This is a genomic window from Kribbella swartbergensis (assembly GCF_054784135.1).
This window is the reverse complement of the sequence record NZ_BAAGPM010000022.1, coordinates 185,457-202,814: the sequence shown is the minus strand read 5'-3', so window position 1 is coordinate 202,814 and position 17,358 is coordinate 185,457. Positions and strand designations below refer to the sequence as shown.

The window sequence follows — 17,358 nt, the reverse complement described above, 5'->3', positions numbered from 1 at the left end:
CGCCGGGGCTTCTCGAGTGGTGCGGGGATCAGGAGCGATCGCTCGTGACCTCGCGGTACGTCTCCGTCTCGGTCAGCTCGTGGATCTCGTCGGAGTCGTGGCCGTGGGCGTGCGCGGCCTCGACCTCGTGCGTGGTCGGCTTCTGCACCGCGTCGGCGAAGTAGAAGCGCGACAACCGGGCGCGGAGCTTGTTCAGGGCCCGGCGCGGGGCGCGGACGCCGTTCTCGTCGGTCTCCGGACCGATGTCCAGCGGCAGGATCCGATCCCGCGCGGTGAGCTCGTAGGCCTCGTACGTCGAGATCGGCGCGTGCTTCTCCGAGTAGCGCCCCTCGGGAGAGCGGACGATGACACCGGTCTCCAGGCCGTGCAGGATCCGCTCGTTGTCGGCCCGCTGCAGCGAGATCGCGATCCGCCGGGTGACCCAGAACGCGAAGATCGGGCCGAGGATCACCGCGAACCGGAGGAACCAGGTCACGGCGTTCAGCGAGACACCGAAGTGGGTGGCGATCAGGTCGTTACCACCACCGACCCAGAGCAGGCCGTAGAAGGTGATGAAGGCGGCACCGATACCGGTCCGGGTCGGCATGTTGCGCGGCCGGTCCAGCAGGTGGTGTTCGCGCTTGTCGCCGGTGATCCACGCTTCGATGAACGGGTAGAGCGCGACCAGCGTGACGAAGGCGGGAGGCACCAGCAGGGCCGGGATGATCAGGTTCCAGCTGAGCGTGATACCCCAGAAACTGCTCTCGAAGCCCGGCATTATTCGGACCGACCCTTCCAGCCAGCCCATGTACCAGTCCGGCTGGGATCCCGCCGTCACCTCCGCGGGGTTGTACGGGCCGTACAGCCAGACCGGGTTGATCTGCATCAGTGCGCCCATCAGGGCGGTGATGCCGAAGACGACGAAGAAGAAGCCGCCGGCCTTGGCCGTGTAGACCGGCCACAGCGGGTAGCCGACCACGTTGTTGTTGGTCCGGCCGGGGCCCGGGTACTGCGTGTGCTTGTGGTACACGACCAGGAACAGGTGGATCGTCACGAGCAACAGGATCAACCCGGGTATCAGCAGCACGTGCACGATGAAGAACCGGGGGACCATGTCGTCGCCGGGGAACTCGCCCCCGAAGATGAAGAAGCTCAGGTACGTGCCGATCACCGGTGACGCCTGGATCATGCCCTGGGTGATGCGCAGACCGGTACCGGACAGCAGGTCGTCCGGCAGACCGTAGCCGAGGAAGCCCTCGATGATGCCGAGGAACAGCATCGTGAAACCGATCACCCAGTTCAGCTCACGCGGCTTGCGGAACGCGCCGGTGAAGAAGATGCGGAGCAGGTGCACCATCATCGCGGCGATGAACAGGATCGCCGCCCAGTGGTGGATCTGCCGCATCAGCAGGCCGCCGCGGACGTCGAAGGAGATGTCCAGCGTCGAGGCGTAGGCCTCGGACATGTGCAGGCCCTTGAGCAGGCTGTACGAGCCCTGGTACTCGATCTCGGCCATCGACGGCTTGAACCAGAACGTCAGGAAGGTGCCGGTCAGGAGCAGGATGATGAAGCTGTAGAGCGCGATCTCACCGAGCATGAAGGACCAGTGGTCCGGAAAGACCTTGCGCAGGTTCTTGCGCCCGATCTTGGCGATCCCGAGGCGGTCGTCGAGATATTTGACCGGTGGTGGGAAATCCTTGTCAGACACTACGGTCACCCTCGTTCGAAGAAGCTCGGACCGACTGGCTCGGTGAAGTCGCTCTGTGCGATCAGGTAGCCCTCGGAGTCCACTGCCAACGGTAGCTGAGGCAGCGGGCGCGCAGCAGGGCCGAAGACGACCTTCGCGCCGTCGGCGAGGTCGAACGTCGACTGGTGGCACGGGCAGAGCACGTGGTGGGTGGTCTGCTCGTACAGCGAGATCGGGCAGCCGACGTGGGTGCAGATCTTGGAGTAGCAGAGGATGCCGTCGATACCCCAGTTCTCCCGGCCGGCCGGCGTACGGATCTCGCTCGGCTTGATCCGGACCACGATCACCGCGGCCTTCGCCTTGGCGTTCTGGTACTCGACGCCGCTCTCCTCCTGGATCGGTGCCAGGTTGGCGGGCGCGGCGTTGACCAGCTGGCCCACCACGAGGTCGGACGGCTTGATCGGGCGCAGCGTGACGTCGTTGACGACGCGGATGCCCTTGGCCCAGATCGTGTGGTACAGGGTCCGGCCGGGGAGCGGGCCGAGGTCGCGCAGGAGCACGATGGCCGGCAGGCCGAGCACACCGAGCGCGCCGAGCAGCGAGCGCCGGATCAGCTTGCGCCGGGTGAATCCCGACTCCGCCGTGCCCTGCTGGAAGGCGTCGGTGATGTCGGCCTTCTGCTCCAGCGTCGAGTGCGCCGGATGCCGGTCCTCGGCGATCTCCTCGTCGACCATCAGCTTCTTGGCCCACTGGATCGCGCCGGCGCCGATCAGGAACAGCGCCAGGCCGATGCACAGGCCCAGCGTCATGTTGTTGGCGTTGCCGGACAGCGGACCGAACACGATCTCGGCGTCACGCGGAATGGCGAAGTACGCGACGCAGGATCCGAGCACCAGCAGCGTGGCCAGGCCGAACATCGTCGCCACCTGGCGCTCGGCCCGGTCGGCCGCCTTCGGGTCGATGTCGGTGATCCGGTACTCGTGCGGCTCGATGCCCGGGTCCGGGATCGGCTCCGAGACCTGGACCTGCCCGTGTGCCTCGTCCGCGTCTGCCTTGGCCGGCAGCTTCTCGTCGCTCATTCGGCCTTCGCTCCCTTGGCCTTGACGCCCTTGGCGCCGATCCAGACCGCTACACCGACCAGCACGCCGACACCGACGAGCCAGCCCCACAGGCCTTCGGACACCGGGCCGAGCCGGCCCAGGCCGAAGCCGCCCGGGTCCTTCTGGGTCTCCAGCGCCTTCAGGTAGGCGATGATGTCGCGCTTGTCCTCCGGCTGCAGCACCTGGTCGGAGAAGACCGGCATCTGCTGCGGACCGGTGAGCATCGCCTCGTAGATGTGCTTCTCACTCACGCCCATCAGCGTCGGCGCGTAGCGGCCGTTCGGCAGCGCACCACCGCGGCCGGCGAAGTTGTGGCACGCCGTGCAGTTGGTGCGGAACAGCTCGCCACCGCGGGTGACCTGCTCGTCGGTGGCCTTGCTCACGTCGTACGACTCCTGCGCCGGAACGGCCGGGCCGGGGGCGAGGGAGGCGACGTACGCCGCCAGTGCCTCGATCTCCTCCTGCGTGTAGGCCGGCTCCTTGCGCGGGATCTGTGCGCCCGGCTGCATGGCCGGCATCCGGCCGGTGCCGACCTGGAAGTCGACCGCGGCGGCGCCGACGCCGATCAGCGACGGCCCGGCCATCTCGCCCTCGCCGTTGCCGGCGCCCTCGGCGTTCAGGCCGTGGCAGCTGGAGCAACCGACCGCGAAGAGCTTCTTGCCCTCCTCGATCTGCTGGGACTGGGCCGAGTTGTCCGCGACCGCTTCGTCAGGGGCGAAGGCGGCGTACGCCGAACCCACTGCCAGGAGGCCGAACAGGAGCACGACGAGGCCGGCAGACCGGTGCCGTCGTCGCGCGGAGAGAAAGCGCGCCGGTGACAAGGAAAGTCTCTTCTCACTCATTTGAGCAGGTAGATGGTCGCGAACAGGGCGATCCAGACCACGTCGACGAAGTGCCAGTAGTACGACACGACGATCGCCGAGACGGCCTGTTCGTGGGTGAACTTACGAGCCATGTACGTCCTGGCCAGGACGTACACGAAAGCGATGAGACCGCCGGTCACGTGCAGACCGTGGAAACCGGTGGTCAGGTAGAAGACCGACCCGTACGGCGACGACGAGATCGTCAGCCCCTCGTGGATCAGGGCGGCGTACTCGGTCACCTGGCCGCCGATGAAGACCGCGCCCATCAGGTAGGTGAGGATGAACCACTCACGCATACCCCACTTGCGGAAGTCCAGCAGCGAGCCGCTCCGGCCCACCTTGCCGTGCTCGGCGGCGAACACGCCCGCCTGGCAGGTGAACGACGACGCGACCAGGATGAACGTGTTGACCGATGCGAACGGCACGTTCAGCATCTCGGTCGACGCCTGCCACAACGTCTCCGTGCCCGGAGCGGCGGCGGCGGTCGTCACCGACCGGATCGTGAAGTACGCCGCGAACAGGGCGGCGAAGAACATCAGTTCGCTCGAGAGCCAGACGATCGTGCCGACACTGACCATGCTGGGACGGTCGTGGTGTCCGTGTTCACGAGACGCTGGGAGCGCGGTTGCAGTGGCCACGCGGTCATTATGTCGGTCGCGGGATCGAGTGCCACGACCACCCCCATGCATGTCGCCGACTCGTGCTTTCTAGTGTGGAAGCGTGCTTCCCCTCCACGCCGAGCCGGGCGACCAGATCGCACCGCTCACACCGCTGCGGTTGCTGACGGCCTGGACGTTCGAACCGGTGTTACTCGGCGTGATCGTCGTACTGGCAGGGCTCTACCTGTACGGCGTGCACAGGCTTCGCGCCCGGGGCGACAAGTGGTCGCGCGGCCGCACCTTCGCCTTCGTCGGACTGGGGCTGGGGAGCGCCGTGATCGCCACCCAGTCGGCGCTCGGCACCTACGACACGGTGCTGCTCAGCGTGCACATGGCCCAGCACATGATCCTGTCGATGCTGACGCCGCTGACGATGGCGCTCGGCGCACCGGTCACCTTGGCGCTGCGGACGCTGCCGGCCCGGCCGCGGAAATGGTTGCTCTCCGTGTTGCACTCGCGGTTCGCGAAGGTGATGTGCTTCCCGCTGATCGGCTTCACCCTGTTCGTGCTGAGCCCGTGGGCGCTGTACTTCAGCGGCTGGTACGACGCCACGTTGCGCTCGACCGTGCTGCACGACCTGCTGCATCTGCACTTCATCCTGGTCGGCGCGCTGTTCTTCTGGCCGCTGCTCGGCCTCGACCCGGTGCCCGGCCGGGTGATCTACCCGTTCCGGCTGATCATGACGTTTCTCACGCTGCCGTTCCACGCCTTCCTCGGCATCACGATCATGTCCGCCAGCACGCTGATCGCCGAGGACTGGTACACCAGCTTCGGGCGGACCTGGTCGCCCTCGCCGCTGCGCGACCAGTACATCGCCGGCGGCCTGCTGTGGGGCTCCGGCGACATCGTCGGGCTGGTCTTCTTCGGCGTTCTGTTCGTCCAGTGGGTGCGGGAGTCGCAGCGCGAGGCGCGCCGCGAGGACCGCCGGCTGGACCGGTTGGAGGAACAGGCTCGCCGGAGCGGACAGGCACCCCGGTAGCATTCGCCGTGTTGTTGCATGTCCACTCGTCACAGACACACACAGCTTGGGATGGATCGATGAGTTCAGAGCGTCCGCTGAAGGTGCTCGTCTACAGCGACGACCGTACGACGCGGGAATCCGTCCGGCTGGCGCTGGGCAAGCGGCCTGCCGCGGATCTGCCCGAGCTCGAGTACGTCGAGTGCGCGACCGAGCCGGCCGTGATCAAGACCATGGACAAGGGCGGCATCGACCTGGCCATCCTGGACGGCGAGGCGGTACCGGCCGGCGGGATGGGGATCGCCCGGCAGTTGAAGGACGAGATCTTCCAGTGCCCGCCGGTGCTCGTCATCACGGGCCGTCCGCAGGACGCCTGGCTGGCCACCTGGTCGCGGGCCGAGGGCGCGGTGTCGCACCCGATCGACCCCATCCGGCTGGCCGAGGTCACCGCCGACCTGCTCCGGCAGCGGCTGGCCAAGCTGCCCGCGACGACCGCCTGACGTTGCTGCCATGACCTACACGTGGCCACAGGTCCTGAATCCGCTGCTGCGGCGTGAGGACCTGGACGCGTCCGCCACCGCGTGGGCGATGGAGCAGATCCTGTCCGGTGCCGCGTCGCCGGCCCAGCTCGCCGGGTTCGTGGTCGCGCTGCGGTCCAAGGGCGAGACGGTCACCGAGGTCGAGGGCCTGGTCGCGACGATGCGCGAGTTCGCCACCCGGATCTCGGTCTCTGGCCGGACCCTGGATGTCGTCGGGACCGGCGGTGACCAAGCCCACACCGTGAACATCAGCACCATGTCGGCGATCGTCGCGGCCGGCGCCGGGGCCAAGGTGCTCAAGCACGGCAACCGCGCCGCCTCGTCGGCCTGTGGTGCGGCCGACGTTCTCGAGGAGCTCGGCGTACCGCTCGACCTCACCGCCGCCCAGGTGGCCGAGGTGGGGGAGAAGGCCGGGATCACGTTCTGCTTCGCGCCCGCGTTCCACCCGGCGCTGCGGCATGCCGCCGTACCGCGGCGCGAGCTCGGTGTGCCGACGACCTTCAACTTCCTCGGCCCGCTGGCCAACCCGGGCGACCCGTCCGCGCAGGCGGTCGGCGTCGGCGACGGGCGGATCGCCGACCTGATGGCCGGGGTGCTGGCCCGGCGGGGGATCGACGCGCTGGTGTTCCACGGTGACGACGGGCTGGACGAGCTGACGACCCGGACCACGTCGCAGGTGTGGACGGTCGGCGGTGGCTCGGTCGACGGGCCGTTCACGGTGGATCCACGGGAGCTGGGCATCGAGCCGGTAGCTGCGGACGCGTTGAAGGGTGCGGACGCGGCGTTCAACGCCAAGGTCGTCCGGGCGTTGCTCGACGGCGAACCGGGTCCGGTGCGCGACGTCGTACTGCTGAACGCGGGAGCGGCGCTGGCGGCGTACACGCCGACCGACGAGCCGATCACGAGCCGGATCCGGACCGGGATGAACCAGGCCGCGGAGGCGATCGACTCGGGCGCGGCCAAGGACGTGCTGGACCGCTGGATCGCGGCCTGCGCCTCGGTGCGCTAGGGACTTGTGAAGGCCGGCGGGGGTAGTTCCCCGCCGGCCTTTTGTGTTTACCGGTTGATCTTGATCTGGCTGACCTTGTAGCGCCAGACCCGCTGCCAGTCCGGTGTCGACCCGGCGATGTCCGCGACCGACACCGCCGCCGTCCCGTCACCGCGGTCGATCAGCGCGACCATGATCGTCGAGAACGTCTCCTTCAGCGGCGGCTGGCTGATCGCGATCCGCGCGGTCACCTCGTGACCCGGGTGACCGTCGACGGTGATCGCCGTGTGCGTGGCGTTGGACACCTGCGCGTTCTTCGAGTACAGGTTGACGATCGCCCGCGAGGCCGCCTGGATCGCCGCCTCCTTCCGGCCGGCCGCCGTGTTCACGTACTTGATCTCCGGCGCCAACTGGCCGAACGCGACGTAGTTGCCCCAGCTGTTCTTCTTGCCGTCGTAGTTCGCGTGCACGGTGAACCAGATCGCGGTGCCGCCCCACAGGCCGGTCCGCTCGTACTCACTGGTCCACGCCGAACTCATGATCGGCATGGTGTCCTTGTTACCGGCAACCATCTCGGTGCCGAGCACCTTGCCGGTCGGGGTCGGCGTCGGCGACGGCTTCGCCGACGGGTCGACCGTCTCCATCGGGAACTGGCCACCGGACGGCAACGTGACCGGCGCGACCGCGTCGGCCTTCGTCCAGATCCACCCGACACTGAGACCGGTCGTGGCGAGAGCGGCAAGCACCAGCACAAGCGCGCCGACCAACCGAGCCTTCATCGCACCGTCCAACGACGCCCTGCCCCCGCGACCGCCACCCCCTACCCCCGCCAACCGCTCCCCATACGCGCCCTGCCCCACCCGCAACCCGTACGCCCCCTGCGCCACCTGCTGTCCGTACGCCGCCTGTCCCGAGTCCTGTCCGTACGATGCCGCCGACTGCTGTCCGTACGCCGCCGCCGACTGCTGTCCGTACGACGCCTGCGCCGGGTTCTGTCCGTACGACGGTTGCGCCGGGTCCTGCCCGTACGCCGCCTGCGCCGAGTCCGATCCGTAGGACGCTTGCCCGGACTGCTGTCCGTACGGCGCCTGCGCCGACTGCTGTGCGTACGGCGCCTGCCCGGACTCCTGTGCGTACGGCGCCTGCCCCGAGTCCTGTCCGTACGACGCCTGCCCGGACTGCTGTCCGTACGGCGCCTGCGCCGAGTCCTGTCTGTAGGACGCCTGTCCGGACTGCTGTTCGTACGGCGCCTGCGCCGACTGCTGCCCCAGGAACCCCGAGCCTTGCGCCGCCTGACCTTGAGCGGCCTGGCCCTGGGCGGACTGGGCTGCGGTCAGTTGGTCCGGTGACTGCGTCCGGCCGTAGGCGGCCTGGCCGTGGCCTGCCTGACCCTCGGCGGACCGCGCTTGGGTGGGGTGTGCCGGTGGCTGCGTCTGGCCGGGGTGCTGGGCAACGGACGGCTGGCCGTGGGCAGCTTGACCCCGGGTGGACTCGGCTTGGGCCGGGTGGGCCAACGGCGTCTGGCCGGGGTGCTGGCTGTAGGAGGGCTCGCCGTGGGCTGATTGACCCTGGGCGGACTGGGCTTGGGTGGCCCGTGCCGGTGGCTGCGTCTGGCCGGGGTGCTGGCTGTAGGAGAGCTCGGCCTGGGCTGACTGACCCTCGGCGGAGTGCGACGGTGGCTGGGTCTGGTTCTGCTGTTGGGTGTACGGCTGGCCGCCGTACGCGGGTTGGCCCTGGTAGCTCGGTTGTGGCGAGCCGGGTGGCTGGGCTGCGTGCTGCGGCCTGCTCGGCTGCTGCTGGTGGGTGGGCTGCTGCGGCTGGCCGTAGTACGGCTGACCCTGCTGACCCTGCTGAGCGGCCTGCTGCTGAGTCGATTGCTGCTGCGCCCACGACTGCTGCGGGCCTCGCGGTGCCGCGTGCTGCGGCGCCGAGTGCTGCGCGGTCGGCTGCTGGTGCGGGGTGGCCTGGGACGGCTGAGCAGAGGACGGCGCCCCCGCGGAATGCGCCGGCCGCGGCGGAGGCGGCGGCGGAGCCTGCGGCGTCCCCGCTAATGGATCATCACCCGCCAACCCCCGGTCACCCGACAAACCCCCGCCACCCGACAAACCCCCGTCACCCGACAACGCCCGGTCAGCCGGTGACGCCTGGTCAGCCGACAGCGCTCGCTCGCCCGACAACGCCCGGTCAGGCGGTGACGCCTGGTCAGCCGACAGCGCTCGCTCACCCGACAACGCCCGGTCGCCCGGGGACGCCTGGTCAGTCGACAACGCGCGGTCAGCCGGTGACGGCTGGCTGGCAGGCGGCACCTGATCAGCCGACAGTGCCTGCTCCGTTGGCTGTGCGGGGTCGGATTGGTATGGCTGGGTCGGCTGCTGCGCCTGGTTCGGTTGCGGTGCCTGGGCCGGTGGATGTGGCTGGCTGGGTGGCACTGCGGGTTCCAGCGGGTACGGCTGGTGGCCGGACTGGACGGATTGGGTGGGCTGGTGCGGTGGTGCACTGTGCCGCGCCGGGGGCCGCTGGGGCGGTTGCGGGGTCTGGTCTTGGTTCTCAGCCAACGTTGATTCCCTTGTAGGCCTGGCTCTCGGCCGTCCTGAGATCCGGCCGGTTGGTGGGGATGTCGCTGATGTAGGCGACTGCGGTGCCGTCACCGAGGTCGAAGACGGCCACCGTCAGGGTAAGCACCCGGGCGGTCAACTTCGGCGACTTCGCGGTCACCGTCTGCTGGAAGTACCAGCCCGACTTGTCCGACCGCTTCACCGCGCCGTTGCTGACGGTCTTGAACGTCACCGGGATGTCGCCGTACATCGAGGTCCGCAACTGGATCGACAGCGCCGCCGCGGTCGCCTTCGGGTCGCCGTTGAACCCGGACCCGGTGCCGAGCGCCCCGACGAAGATGTCGGCGTACCAGTCGTTCTTGCCGTCGAAGTTCTCCTGCAGCAGGACGTACTGGCCGCTGGAGTTGAGCAGTTGCGGAACCAGCCGCTTCCGGTCCGACCACGGCGGGTTCCGGCGCGGGAACGAGATCGCGTCCGAGGCGATCCGGGCGCCCTCGTGCAGCTTGGGGTTCTTCGACTGGCCGGGCTTCGTGCTGCTCTGACCTGTCGGCTGATTCGTCGGCTGGTTGCCGGTCGGCTGGTTGGTCGGCGTGGTCTCGGGCCGGCCTTCTCGTCGTCGCCGGAGGTGATCAGGAAGACAGCCGCCACCACCAGCATCACCAGCGCGACCCCGCCGGCGATCATCAACGGCAGCTTCGCCGAGGCACCCCCACCGCCACTGGAGCTCTTCTTACCCTTCGCCTTGCCGCCACGCCCGCCGCCGGACGACACCTCGGCCTCTCGAACCTGCCACGCCTGCCGCCCACCCCAGACGTCACCCCCACCCTCCTGCCCAACTCCCTGCTGACCCCACCCATCAGCCCCCGCCTGCTCCACCCCTCGCCGCCCCCAGCCCCCAGCCGCAGCTTGGCCAACGTCCTGCCGAGCCCCCCACCCGTCATTCCCGCTCTGCCCCCAAGCCTCCTGCTGGTCACCCCGCCCGCCGCCGGAACCCTGCCGGACAGCCCCGTCGTCCGCGGCACCCTGCTGGTCACCCCAGGCGCCCCCAGCGCCCCGCTGGTTACCCCACGCATCGGCAGAGCCCTGCTGATTGCCCCACGTGTCGCCGGAATCCTGCTGAACGGCCGCCGCGTCCGCGGCACCCTGCTGGTTACCCCAGGCGCCCCCAGCACCCTGCTGGACACTGCCCGCGTCCGCGGAACCGTGCTGGTTACCCCACGCGTCCCCGGGCCCTTGCTGACCTGCCGCGGTGTTGGCGGCACCCTGCTGGTTGCTCCAGGCATCGGCAGAGCCCTGCTGATTGCCCCACATGTCGCTGGAACCCTGCTGAACGGCCGCCGCGTCCGCGGCACCCTGCTGGTTGCCCCAGGCGTCGCCGGCACCTTGCTGGACACTGCCCGCGTCCGCCGCACCCTGCTGGTTACCCCAGGCGTCGCCAGCACCTTGCTGGACACTGCCCGCGTCCGCGGAACCGTGCTGGTTACCCCACGCGTCGCCGGGCCGTTGCTGACCGGCCGCGGTGTTCGTGGCACCCTGCTGGTTGCCCCGGGCATCGGTAGGGCCCTGCTGATTGCCCCACGCGTCGCCGGAACTCTGCTGAACGGCCGCCGCGTCCGCGGCACCCTGCTGGTTGCCCCACGCGTCGCCGGCACCGTGCTGGACACTGCCCGCGTCCGCGGAATCCTGCTGGTCGCCCCAGGCGTCGCTGCGGCCCTGCTGGACAGCCGCGGTGTCGCCGGAGTCTTGCGGGTTGGCGCCGGGCTGGTCGGAGGGGTGTCCCCAACCGGTGCCGGTGCCGACCTGCTCGCTGACCGCCTGCCATGGGTTTGCAGCCGCTTGGTCCTGGCCCCAACCTCCAGAACCCTGATTCGCCGCCTGCACGCCCCAGCCTTGCTGGTCGCCAGTCTGAGCCTGCTGTACCTCGTCAGGCTCGTGGTCGCCTTGCGGCAAACCCCACTGGCCTTGCGCGGTGTCCCCGGCCTGCACGCCCCACGCCTGCTGCCCCTGGGCAGCCTCCTGACCCCATGCCTGCTGACCTTGGTCCGCTTGCGCCCGTCGCGCCTGCTGGCCCTGGTCGGTCTGCTGTCCCAGGCCCTGCTGACCTTGCGCCCCCCGCGCCTGCTCACCTTGGTCGGTCTGCTGTCCCTGCGCCTGCTGAGCCTCGTCGCCTTGCGGCCCCCATGCCTGCTGATCTTGGTTGGTCTGCGGTTCCCATGACTGCTGAGCCTGGTCGGCCTGCGGCCCCGAGGCCTGCTGACCTTGGTTGGTCTGCGGCGCCCATGGCTGCTGAGCTTGGTCTGCTTGCGGCCCCCAGGCCTGGTGGTCCCGGTCGGTCTGCTGTCCTGGGCCTTGTTGGCTTGGGGTCTGCTGGGACTGGTTGGGGGTCTGCTGCGCGGTCCGGCCTTGCTGCGAGTCGTCGAGGTGGATGCTCCACGCCTGTTGGCCCTGCTGCTCGCCCCAGGGCTGCTGGGTGGGTGAGTGCTGGGCGTCAGGCTGCACGGTCCAGGCCTGCTGGATCTGTGTCGGGTCGTCGTCTTGTTGGACGCCCGAGCGCTGTTCGCCCTGGCTTGGCTCGGCGCTGGACTGGGCGGCCGGGTGCTGGTGGTCCGCCGGCTGGTCGTCGTCGAGGTGGATGCTCCACACCTGTTGGCTTTGGGCACCCCACGCGGACACCTGGGCTTGCTGCTGGCCTTGTGCCTGGGTCGCCTCGACCTGGGCCTGGGCGGCCTGACCCAGGCTTTGGTGTGCCTGCATGGGCTCGTCGGCCTTCTGCAGTTGGGGCTTTGCGGTGGCCGGGGGTTGGGTCCAGCTGACAGCCGACCAGCCTTGCGGCTCCTGGGTGCCGTCGGCGTCCGCCGTACCTTCAGCGGGCTCTTCCGGCACCGGAGCGAGCTTGAGGGTTCGGCCGTTCTGCGGGGTCTGCTGAGCTGCGGTTTCAACGGGTTCGTTGATCGGCTCATCCGGCAGCGGCTGCTGGGTCCAGTGCTCCGGGGGCGCCGGCGCGATCACCGGCGCATTCCAGGTCGCCCGCGCCCGCTCGAATGCGGTCAAACCGTCGCTAGCATCCTGACCCGCTGCGTTCGTGTCCTGCGCAGAATGACCGCTCTGCTCCGAATCGGCGGGCTGAACCGAGTCATCCTGCCCCCAGTCGGCCTCTGCACCCCAGCCACCCTGAGCGGGGGCCTGATCCTCCGATCCCCACCCGCCTTGCGCCGCTCCGTCGTCTCGAGGTCCCCAGCCAGCCTGCGCAGTGGAGGCGTCGTCCTGCAGGCCCCACCCGGCGTGCGCGGCTTCGGCGTCTTGAGATCCCCAGCCCTCTTGGTCGGAGGTCGCGGCGTTCTGAGTTCCCCAGGTGCCCTGGGCGGATGTTGCCCAGCCGCTCTGCGCAGGTTCGTCGTTCGGTGCGGAGCGGCCGCTGTGCGCGGAGCCCTCGGTCGGTGCGGACCAGCCGGCCTGTGCGGCGTCGCCTGTTTGGGCGTCCTGCCTCGACGTACCAACCTGCTGCGAACCCTGCGCCGACCGGTCGGGCAGCATCGTCCAGTCCGACTGCGAAGACGAGCCGGACTGCGAAGGCGAGCCCGGCCCGGAGGAAGATGCCTCGGAGGAGGACTTGTCGGCGTCGGCTGTTGTCGTGTTCGCCTCAGACGCCGCGTCGGACAGCTCGGAGAGGTCTTGCTTCTCGGTCCGGTTGGTCCATTGCTTCCCGTTCCACCAGCGGATGGTGTTCGGCTGGCCGGTCGGATCCGGGTACCAGCCAGCGGGAGGGTTGCTCATGCGTTCACCGTAACTTCAGCGCGTGTCAGCGGGGCGGCGGTTTCCCTGCCCTCAGACACCGTCCTCCTGACCCAGGCTGAAGGCCGCCTCCAGGTCGTGCGTCGAGTACGCGCGGAAGGCGATGTGCGTCTCCGTGCTCACCACACCGGCCACCCGGTTCACCTTCTCCGGGATGACGGTGGCGAGGTCGTCGTGGTGCGCGACCCGGACGATCGCGATCAGGTCGAGCCCACCGGTGACGGAGTACACCTCGCTGACACCGTCGATCGCCGCCACCTGCTCGGCGACCTCCGGAATGCGCGCGACGTCGGCCTTGATGAACACGATCGCGGTGACCATGCCGTCCTCTCCTCGAATCACGTCAACCCGCTGAAGCATAGTGCCGCCGGCCCCCGAACCCAGTGGCCACCAGTACGACGGACGCCCGGTACGACGCACCGACCGCCGCAGCCCGTTCCACGCGATCCGCCCGGGTCGAGCAGCCGAGGTCGGCCTCGCCCGTGGGAAGGCCTCCATTCGAGGAGCTCCAGTCGCCTGACCGGCTGCGTGCGGTCAGCCGACCCGGGCGGGGCCCAGTGGGCGGAGTCGGCGGCGGCGTTCGGTGGGGTGGTGGTGTTCGTCGGAGTGGGCGTTGTCGAGGCGGGTGAGGTGGCGGCCGGCGCCGGCGACGGGGCAGGTCCAGGTGCCGTCCATTTCGACCAGGCGGATCCCGGGCTGGTCGAGCCAGCGGAGGACGAGTTCGATCTCCTCGGGGGAGGCGGACGCGACCGGGCCGATCCCGGGCAGGACGGTTTCGGCGGAGGCGCGGAGCATGTCGAGGTACTTGCGGGGGTCCGTCCCGCGCGGGCTGATCCCCGCCGCCGCGAGCCGCCCGCGCCGGATCACGTGCAACTCCCACCCTCCGTCCTCGGTCCGCCGGGCCGCGCAGATCTCCGCGCATCCCGTCACCGACGCCATCCGCTGCATCCGCGCCGAACTCCGCACGAACGCACTCAGCCGATCCCGGTGTACGGCGGCGTCCTCGAAGCGCTCGTCCGCCGACAACAGGTCGATCCGCCGGTCGAGCGCCTGGACCACCGGAGTCGGGTCCACGGTCAGCGCCGTCCGCAGCGCGGTGACGAACTCGCCGTACGAATCCATCGAGATCCGCCCGTCGCACGGCGCCAGGCAGCGACCCATCTCGGCCAGGACGCACGGCGACAGCTGCGGGTGCCGCGACATCCGCGCCGTACATTGCCGGATCGGGAACGCCTCGTGCAGTGCCGCCATCGCCCGCTCGGCCGTCTTCCGCGAGCTGAACGGGCCGAGATACCCGGCGTCGTCGTCCCGCACCTGTTTCACCAGCGACAGCCGTGGAAATGGTTCGACGGTGACCTTCAGCCAGTGTTGCCGTTCCGGGAACTTCGACCGCCGGTTGTACCGCGGCTTGTGCTCCGCGATCAGCCGCAGCTCACGCACCTCGGCCTCGAGTGACGTGCCGCATTCGATCCCGCGGACGCCGGTGGCGATCCCGATCATCTCCCCGATCCGCGAACGGGTCTCGGACGCGGTGAAGTACGACCGGACCCGATTGCGCAGGTCCTTCGACTTCCCGACGTACAGGACCTCGCCGCGGTCGTCGGTGAACAGGTACACACCCGGTGCGTGCGGCAACGTTTCGGCCAGATGCCGTTTCGCCCGCACGGCCGGGGCGACCCGGGCCGAGAACGTCTGCAGGTCCTCCAGCGTCTGCACGCCGAGTGAGCCGACCCGCTCGAAGAGCCCGTGCAGTACGTCGACCGTCGCCCGGGCGTCCGACAGGGCGCGGTGGTTCGGCGTCGTCGTGGCGCGGAACAGCTTGGCCAGCGTGCCGAGTTTGCAGTTCGGCGCCTCGTCCGGCGTGATCACCCGGCGGGCCAGCAACGCGGTGTCGACGACGGTGAAATCGGGCCAGTCGTACCCGTGCACCAGGCTCTCGTGCTTCAGGAAACCCATGTCGAACGGCGCGTTGTGCGCCACCATCACGCAGCCCCGGGCGAACTCCAGGAACGCGGGCAGCACCGACTCGATCCGGGGTGACGAGGCAACCATCAGGTCGGTGATGCCGGTCAGTACGGCGATGAACGGCGGAATCGGCTCGGACGGATTGACCAGCGTCTGGAACTCGCCCAGCACCACGCCGCCGCGCACCTTGACCGCGCCGATCTCGGTGATCCCCGACTCGGCCGGCGCACCACCGGTCGTCTCCAGGTCGACGACGCAGAACGTGACGTCGCGCAGCGGCGTACCGAGGTCGTCGAAACTCGGCTGCACACCACGAATCGGCATGAGCTGGTCCGGAGCCGGGCTGGTCATGGCAACGACGCTAAGAGCCGCCACCGACAATTCCGCAGGTGACACGCGTGGGAGTCGACTAGGCTCTCTGTATGCGTACCCAAGCGACTACCGCGAAGCCGGCCCCGCCGCCGGGCCGCTGTGGTCTGCATCACTGGCCAACAGCTCCGTGCCAGGCCGTCGTTCGGGCCGGACTGCGGACCGGTGACTGAGGCAGGCACCGCCGCGAGCTCCGCCGCTACCTCTTTGCCCGAACCGGTCCGGCAACGGGTTCTCGCCCTGGCCGCGCAGGCTCTCGGCCAGTTGCCGCCGTCCGACATCCCGCCGCCGCTGCGCCGGTTCGCCAGTTTCGCGCCGGCCAAGCGGGCGAAGCTCTCGGCCTCCGTTCTCGGCCCCATCCTGGAGACCGACGACCACTTCCGCCGGCTCGCGGCCTTCCAGGTACGGCGTGAGCACCCGGAGCTCGGCGACGCCGTCGCGGAGGGCGTAGCCGTACCCGCCGCGGACCCCGTCGAGGTCGCGGCACTGGCCTACCTGCTCCGCCCGGACGACTGGGAACAGCATGTCGCCGCGGCCGCCGCGCAGGTGCCGGTAGAGGCGCCGCGCGCCGTCGAGGAGGCGGTCAGCAGGCTGTCCGACCAGCTCGACCAGGCGCGGACCGAGACCCGGCAGGTGCGCGAACGGTTGCGCGAACAGGTCAACGAACTGAAGGCCGAGAACGTCACGCTCCGCCGCAAACTCAACGAGGCACGACAGCGGATCACGGGTCTGCAGAGCGAGCTCGAGCAACGCACCGTCGAGGCCCGGACCGCCGACGAGCGGGTCGAGGCCGCGCGCGCCGAAGTGGACCGTGAGCTGCGCAAACTCCGCGCCCGCGTCACCGAACTCGAGGCGATCGAACACGCGGCCCGTCGTACGGCGGGACAGGAACGCGAACTCGCCTCGACGCGGACCCGGTTGCTGCTGGACACGTTGCTGGAGGCAGCGAGCGGGCTGCGCCGGGAGCTGGCGCTGCCGCCCGGGGGAGAGCTGCGACCCGCGGACACGGTCGCCGGGACGGAGCCGTCCGCTGCTCCGGTCGGGCGTACGGCGCCGGACGACGATCCGGCGTTGTTCGACGAGTTGCTGTCGTTGCCGCAGGTCCACCTGATCATCGACGGCTACAACGTGACGAAGACCGCATGGCCGAACTCTCCGTTGCACTCCCAGCGTCAGCGGCTGGTCACCGCGTTGGGCGCGCTGGTCGCGCAGCGTCGCATCGAAGTGACGGTGGTGTTCGACGGCGCCGAACTTTCGGGCCCGGTGCAACTGAATCCGCCGCGCGGTGTGCGGGTGCGGTTCAGCCCGCCCGGGGTCATCGCCGACGAAGTGATCAGGCAACTGGTCCGGGCCGAGCCGCCGGGCCGCCCGGTGGTGGTCGTCTCCACCGACCGCGAAGTTGCCGAAAGCATCATCACCCTGGGTGCCCGGTCGCTCTCGGCAACCACCCTGATCAGCCGCATCGCCCGCTCCTGAAGCCCTGATCCGCCCCTCCACTCGGCCCCGGCTGTTCCGGGTGGGCGGAAAATTGTCGGTGGGGGTCTTTAGCGTCCTTGGCAGCCGGATGCAAGTCCGGGTGCTTCCCCACTTTGGAGGACGTTGTGCTGATCGACTGCGACGCTTGTGTGATGAGAGGTCCGGGCTGCCAGGACTGTGTGGTCACGGTGGTGCTCGGCTTCAGCGCCGAACGGGCCGGCACGCTGCGGATCGACGACGACGAGAAGGCGGCGCTGGACGCGCTGGCCCAGTCCGGGCTGGTCCCGCCACTGCGCCTCGTCCACGCTGTCAGCAGCATCGAACCCGACGCTGCTGCCGAAACCCCTGACGGGGAAGGCGATACGGCCGTGGGGCTGGGGTGAGGCTTCGTTAATTTTCGATCAAACCCGAGGGGCGAATTGCACTGG

General features: G+C 69.5%; 16 protein-coding genes. 8 read left to right on the top strand and 8 right to left on the bottom strand.

What is annotated here, in order from left to right; translation table 11 throughout:
• Nucleotides 1-28: 28 nt before the first annotated feature.
• Genes qcrB through ctaE form a run of 4 tightly spaced genes read right to left on the bottom strand, consistent with a single transcriptional unit; the run spans nucleotide 29 to nucleotide 4,318 of the window.
• The gene (gene qcrB, locus ACYVOK_RS19580; protein ID WP_460663907.1) at nucleotides 29-1,696 is read right to left on the bottom strand and encodes a cytochrome bc1 complex cytochrome b subunit; all 1,668 of its coding nucleotides are present in this window, start codon (nucleotides 1,694-1,696) and stop codon (nucleotides 29-31) included.
• On the bottom strand, nucleotides 1,693-2,745 hold the full coding sequence (qcrA, locus tag ACYVOK_RS19575; RefSeq protein WP_460663906.1) for a cytochrome bc1 complex Rieske iron-sulfur subunit: 1,053 nt from the start codon (nucleotides 2,743-2,745) through the stop codon (nucleotides 1,693-1,695). The genes qcrB and qcrA overlap by 4 nt, the downstream gene beginning before the upstream one ends.
• On the bottom strand, nucleotides 2,742-3,608 hold the full coding sequence (qcrC, locus tag ACYVOK_RS19570; RefSeq protein ID WP_460663905.1) for a cytochrome bc1 complex diheme cytochrome c subunit: 867 nt from the start codon (nucleotides 3,606-3,608) through the stop codon (nucleotides 2,742-2,744). Before qcrC ends, qcrA begins: the two co-directional genes overlap by 4 nt.
• Nucleotides 3,605-4,318: an aa3-type cytochrome oxidase subunit III gene (ctaE, locus tag ACYVOK_RS19565; protein ID WP_460663904.1), complete on the bottom strand. Its 714-nt coding sequence runs from the start codon at nucleotides 4,316-4,318 to the stop codon at nucleotides 3,605-3,607. The genes qcrC and ctaE overlap by 4 nt, the downstream gene beginning before the upstream one ends.
• A gap of 31 nt (nucleotides 4,319-4,349) precedes the next feature.
• Between ctaE and ACYVOK_RS19560 the strand changes: the two genes are divergently transcribed.
• From ACYVOK_RS19560 to trpD, 3 genes are read left to right on the top strand one after another with little or no spacing between them, the layout of a single operon-like run.
• Nucleotides 4,350-5,267 carry a cytochrome c oxidase assembly protein gene (locus tag ACYVOK_RS19560; protein ID WP_460663903.1) on the top strand — a complete coding sequence of 306 codons (918 nt, stop codon included), beginning with the start codon at nucleotides 4,350-4,352 and terminating at the stop codon, nucleotides 5,265-5,267.
• Between the two features lie 59 nt (nucleotides 5,268-5,326).
• Nucleotides 5,327-5,746 (top strand): Rv3143 family two-component system response regulator, encoded by a 420-nt coding sequence (locus ACYVOK_RS19555; RefSeq protein WP_460663902.1) that lies wholly within the window; start codon nucleotides 5,327-5,329, stop codon nucleotides 5,744-5,746.
• 10 nt (nucleotides 5,747-5,756) lie between these two features.
• Nucleotides 5,757-6,794 carry an anthranilate phosphoribosyltransferase gene (gene trpD / locus ACYVOK_RS19550; protein WP_460663901.1) on the top strand — a complete coding sequence of 346 codons (1,038 nt, stop codon included), beginning with the start codon at nucleotides 5,757-5,759 and terminating at the stop codon, nucleotides 6,792-6,794.
• 47 nt (nucleotides 6,795-6,841) lie between these two features.
• On the opposite strand, the gene ACYVOK_RS19545 is transcribed toward trpD, so the two are convergent.
• Together ACYVOK_RS19545 and ACYVOK_RS19540 are read right to left on the bottom strand one after the other, a co-directional pair.
• The gene (locus ACYVOK_RS19545) at nucleotides 6,842-8,842 is read right to left on the bottom strand and encodes a hypothetical protein (protein WP_460663900.1); all 2,001 of its coding nucleotides are present in this window, start codon (nucleotides 8,840-8,842) and stop codon (nucleotides 6,842-6,844) included.
• 478 nt (nucleotides 8,843-9,320) lie between these two features.
• The gene (locus ACYVOK_RS19540) at nucleotides 9,321-9,578 is read right to left on the bottom strand and encodes a hypothetical protein (RefSeq protein WP_460663899.1); all 258 of its coding nucleotides are present in this window, start codon (nucleotides 9,576-9,578) and stop codon (nucleotides 9,321-9,323) included.
• On the opposite strand from ACYVOK_RS19540, the gene ACYVOK_RS19535 reads away from it, so the two are divergent.
• The 3 genes from ACYVOK_RS19535 (at nucleotide 9,565) to ACYVOK_RS19525 (ending at nucleotide 11,806) form a co-directional block, all read left to right on the top strand.
• A complete protein-coding gene (locus ACYVOK_RS19535) occupies nucleotides 9,565-9,870 on the top strand; it encodes a hypothetical protein (RefSeq protein ID WP_460663898.1) in 306 nt (101 codons plus the stop codon). The genes ACYVOK_RS19540 and ACYVOK_RS19535 overlap by 14 nt on opposite strands.
• A 364-nt stretch (nucleotides 9,871-10,234) precedes the next feature.
• On the top strand, nucleotides 10,235-11,545 hold the full coding sequence (locus ACYVOK_RS19530; RefSeq protein WP_460663897.1) for a hypothetical protein: 1,311 nt from the start codon (nucleotides 10,235-10,237) through the stop codon (nucleotides 11,543-11,545).
• 84 nt (nucleotides 11,546-11,629) lie between these two features.
• On the top strand, nucleotides 11,630-11,806 hold the full coding sequence (locus tag ACYVOK_RS19525; RefSeq protein ID WP_460663896.1) for a hypothetical protein: 177 nt from the start codon (nucleotides 11,630-11,632) through the stop codon (nucleotides 11,804-11,806).
• A gap of 1,347 nt (nucleotides 11,807-13,153) precedes the next feature.
• Here the strand turns inward: ACYVOK_RS19525 and ACYVOK_RS19520 are convergent.
• Nucleotides 13,154-13,441: an Lrp/AsnC family transcriptional regulator gene (locus ACYVOK_RS19520; protein WP_460663895.1), complete on the bottom strand. Its 288-nt coding sequence runs from the start codon at nucleotides 13,439-13,441 to the stop codon at nucleotides 13,154-13,156.
• Nucleotides 13,442-13,654: 213 nt separating this feature from the next.
• Entirely contained in the window at nucleotides 13,655-15,436 is a 1,782-nt protein-coding gene (locus ACYVOK_RS19515; RefSeq protein ID WP_460663894.1) for a DEDD exonuclease domain-containing protein, read from the bottom strand.
• 183 nt (nucleotides 15,437-15,619) lie between these two features.
• Here ACYVOK_RS19515 and ACYVOK_RS19510 point away from each other — a divergent pair, with 183 nt between their 5' ends.
• Nucleotides 15,620-16,930, top strand: coding sequence for an NYN domain-containing protein (locus ACYVOK_RS19510; RefSeq protein ID WP_460663893.1), 1,311 nt, complete (start codon nucleotides 15,620-15,622; stop codon nucleotides 16,928-16,930).
• Nucleotides 16,931-17,082: 152 nt separating this feature from the next.
• Nucleotides 17,083-17,313 (top strand): hypothetical protein, encoded by a 231-nt coding sequence (locus ACYVOK_RS19505; protein WP_460663892.1) that lies wholly within the window; start codon nucleotides 17,083-17,085, stop codon nucleotides 17,311-17,313.
• The last annotated feature ends 45 nt before the right edge of the window (nucleotides 17,314-17,358 follow it).

Bases quoted from the DNA above. Each gene is read 5' to 3' on its own strand.
- qcrA (WP_460663906.1), bottom strand. From the start codon at position 2,745: ATGAGCGACGAGAAGCTGCCGGCCAAGGCAGACGCGGACGAGGCACAC.
- qcrC (WP_460663905.1), bottom strand. From the start codon at position 3,608: ATGAGTGAGAAGAGACTTTCCTTGTCACCGGCGCGCTTTCTCTCCGCG.
- ctaE (WP_460663904.1), bottom strand. From the start codon at position 4,318: ATGCATGGGGGTGGTCGTGGCACTCGATCCCGCGACCGACATAATGAC.
- ACYVOK_RS19555 (WP_460663902.1), top strand. From the start codon at position 5,327: ATGAGTTCAGAGCGTCCGCTGAAGGTGCTCGTCTACAGCGACGACCGT.
- trpD (WP_460663901.1), top strand. From the start codon at position 5,757: ATGACCTACACGTGGCCACAGGTCCTGAATCCGCTGCTGCGGCGTGAG.
- ACYVOK_RS19535 (WP_460663898.1), top strand. From the start codon at position 9,565: ATGTCGCCGTACATCGAGGTCCGCAACTGGATCGACAGCGCCGCCGCG.
- ACYVOK_RS19540 (WP_460663899.1), bottom strand. From the start codon at position 9,578: ATGTACGGCGACATCCCGGTGACGTTCAAGACCGTCAGCAACGGCGCG.
- ACYVOK_RS19520 (WP_460663895.1), bottom strand. From the start codon at position 13,441: ATGGTCACCGCGATCGTGTTCATCAAGGCCGACGTCGCGCGCATTCCG.
- ACYVOK_RS19515 (WP_460663894.1), bottom strand. From the start codon at position 15,436: ATGACCAGCCCGGCTCCGGACCAGCTCATGCCGATTCGTGGTGTGCAG.
- ACYVOK_RS19505 (WP_460663892.1), top strand. From the start codon at position 17,083: ATGAGAGGTCCGGGCTGCCAGGACTGTGTGGTCACGGTGGTGCTCGGC.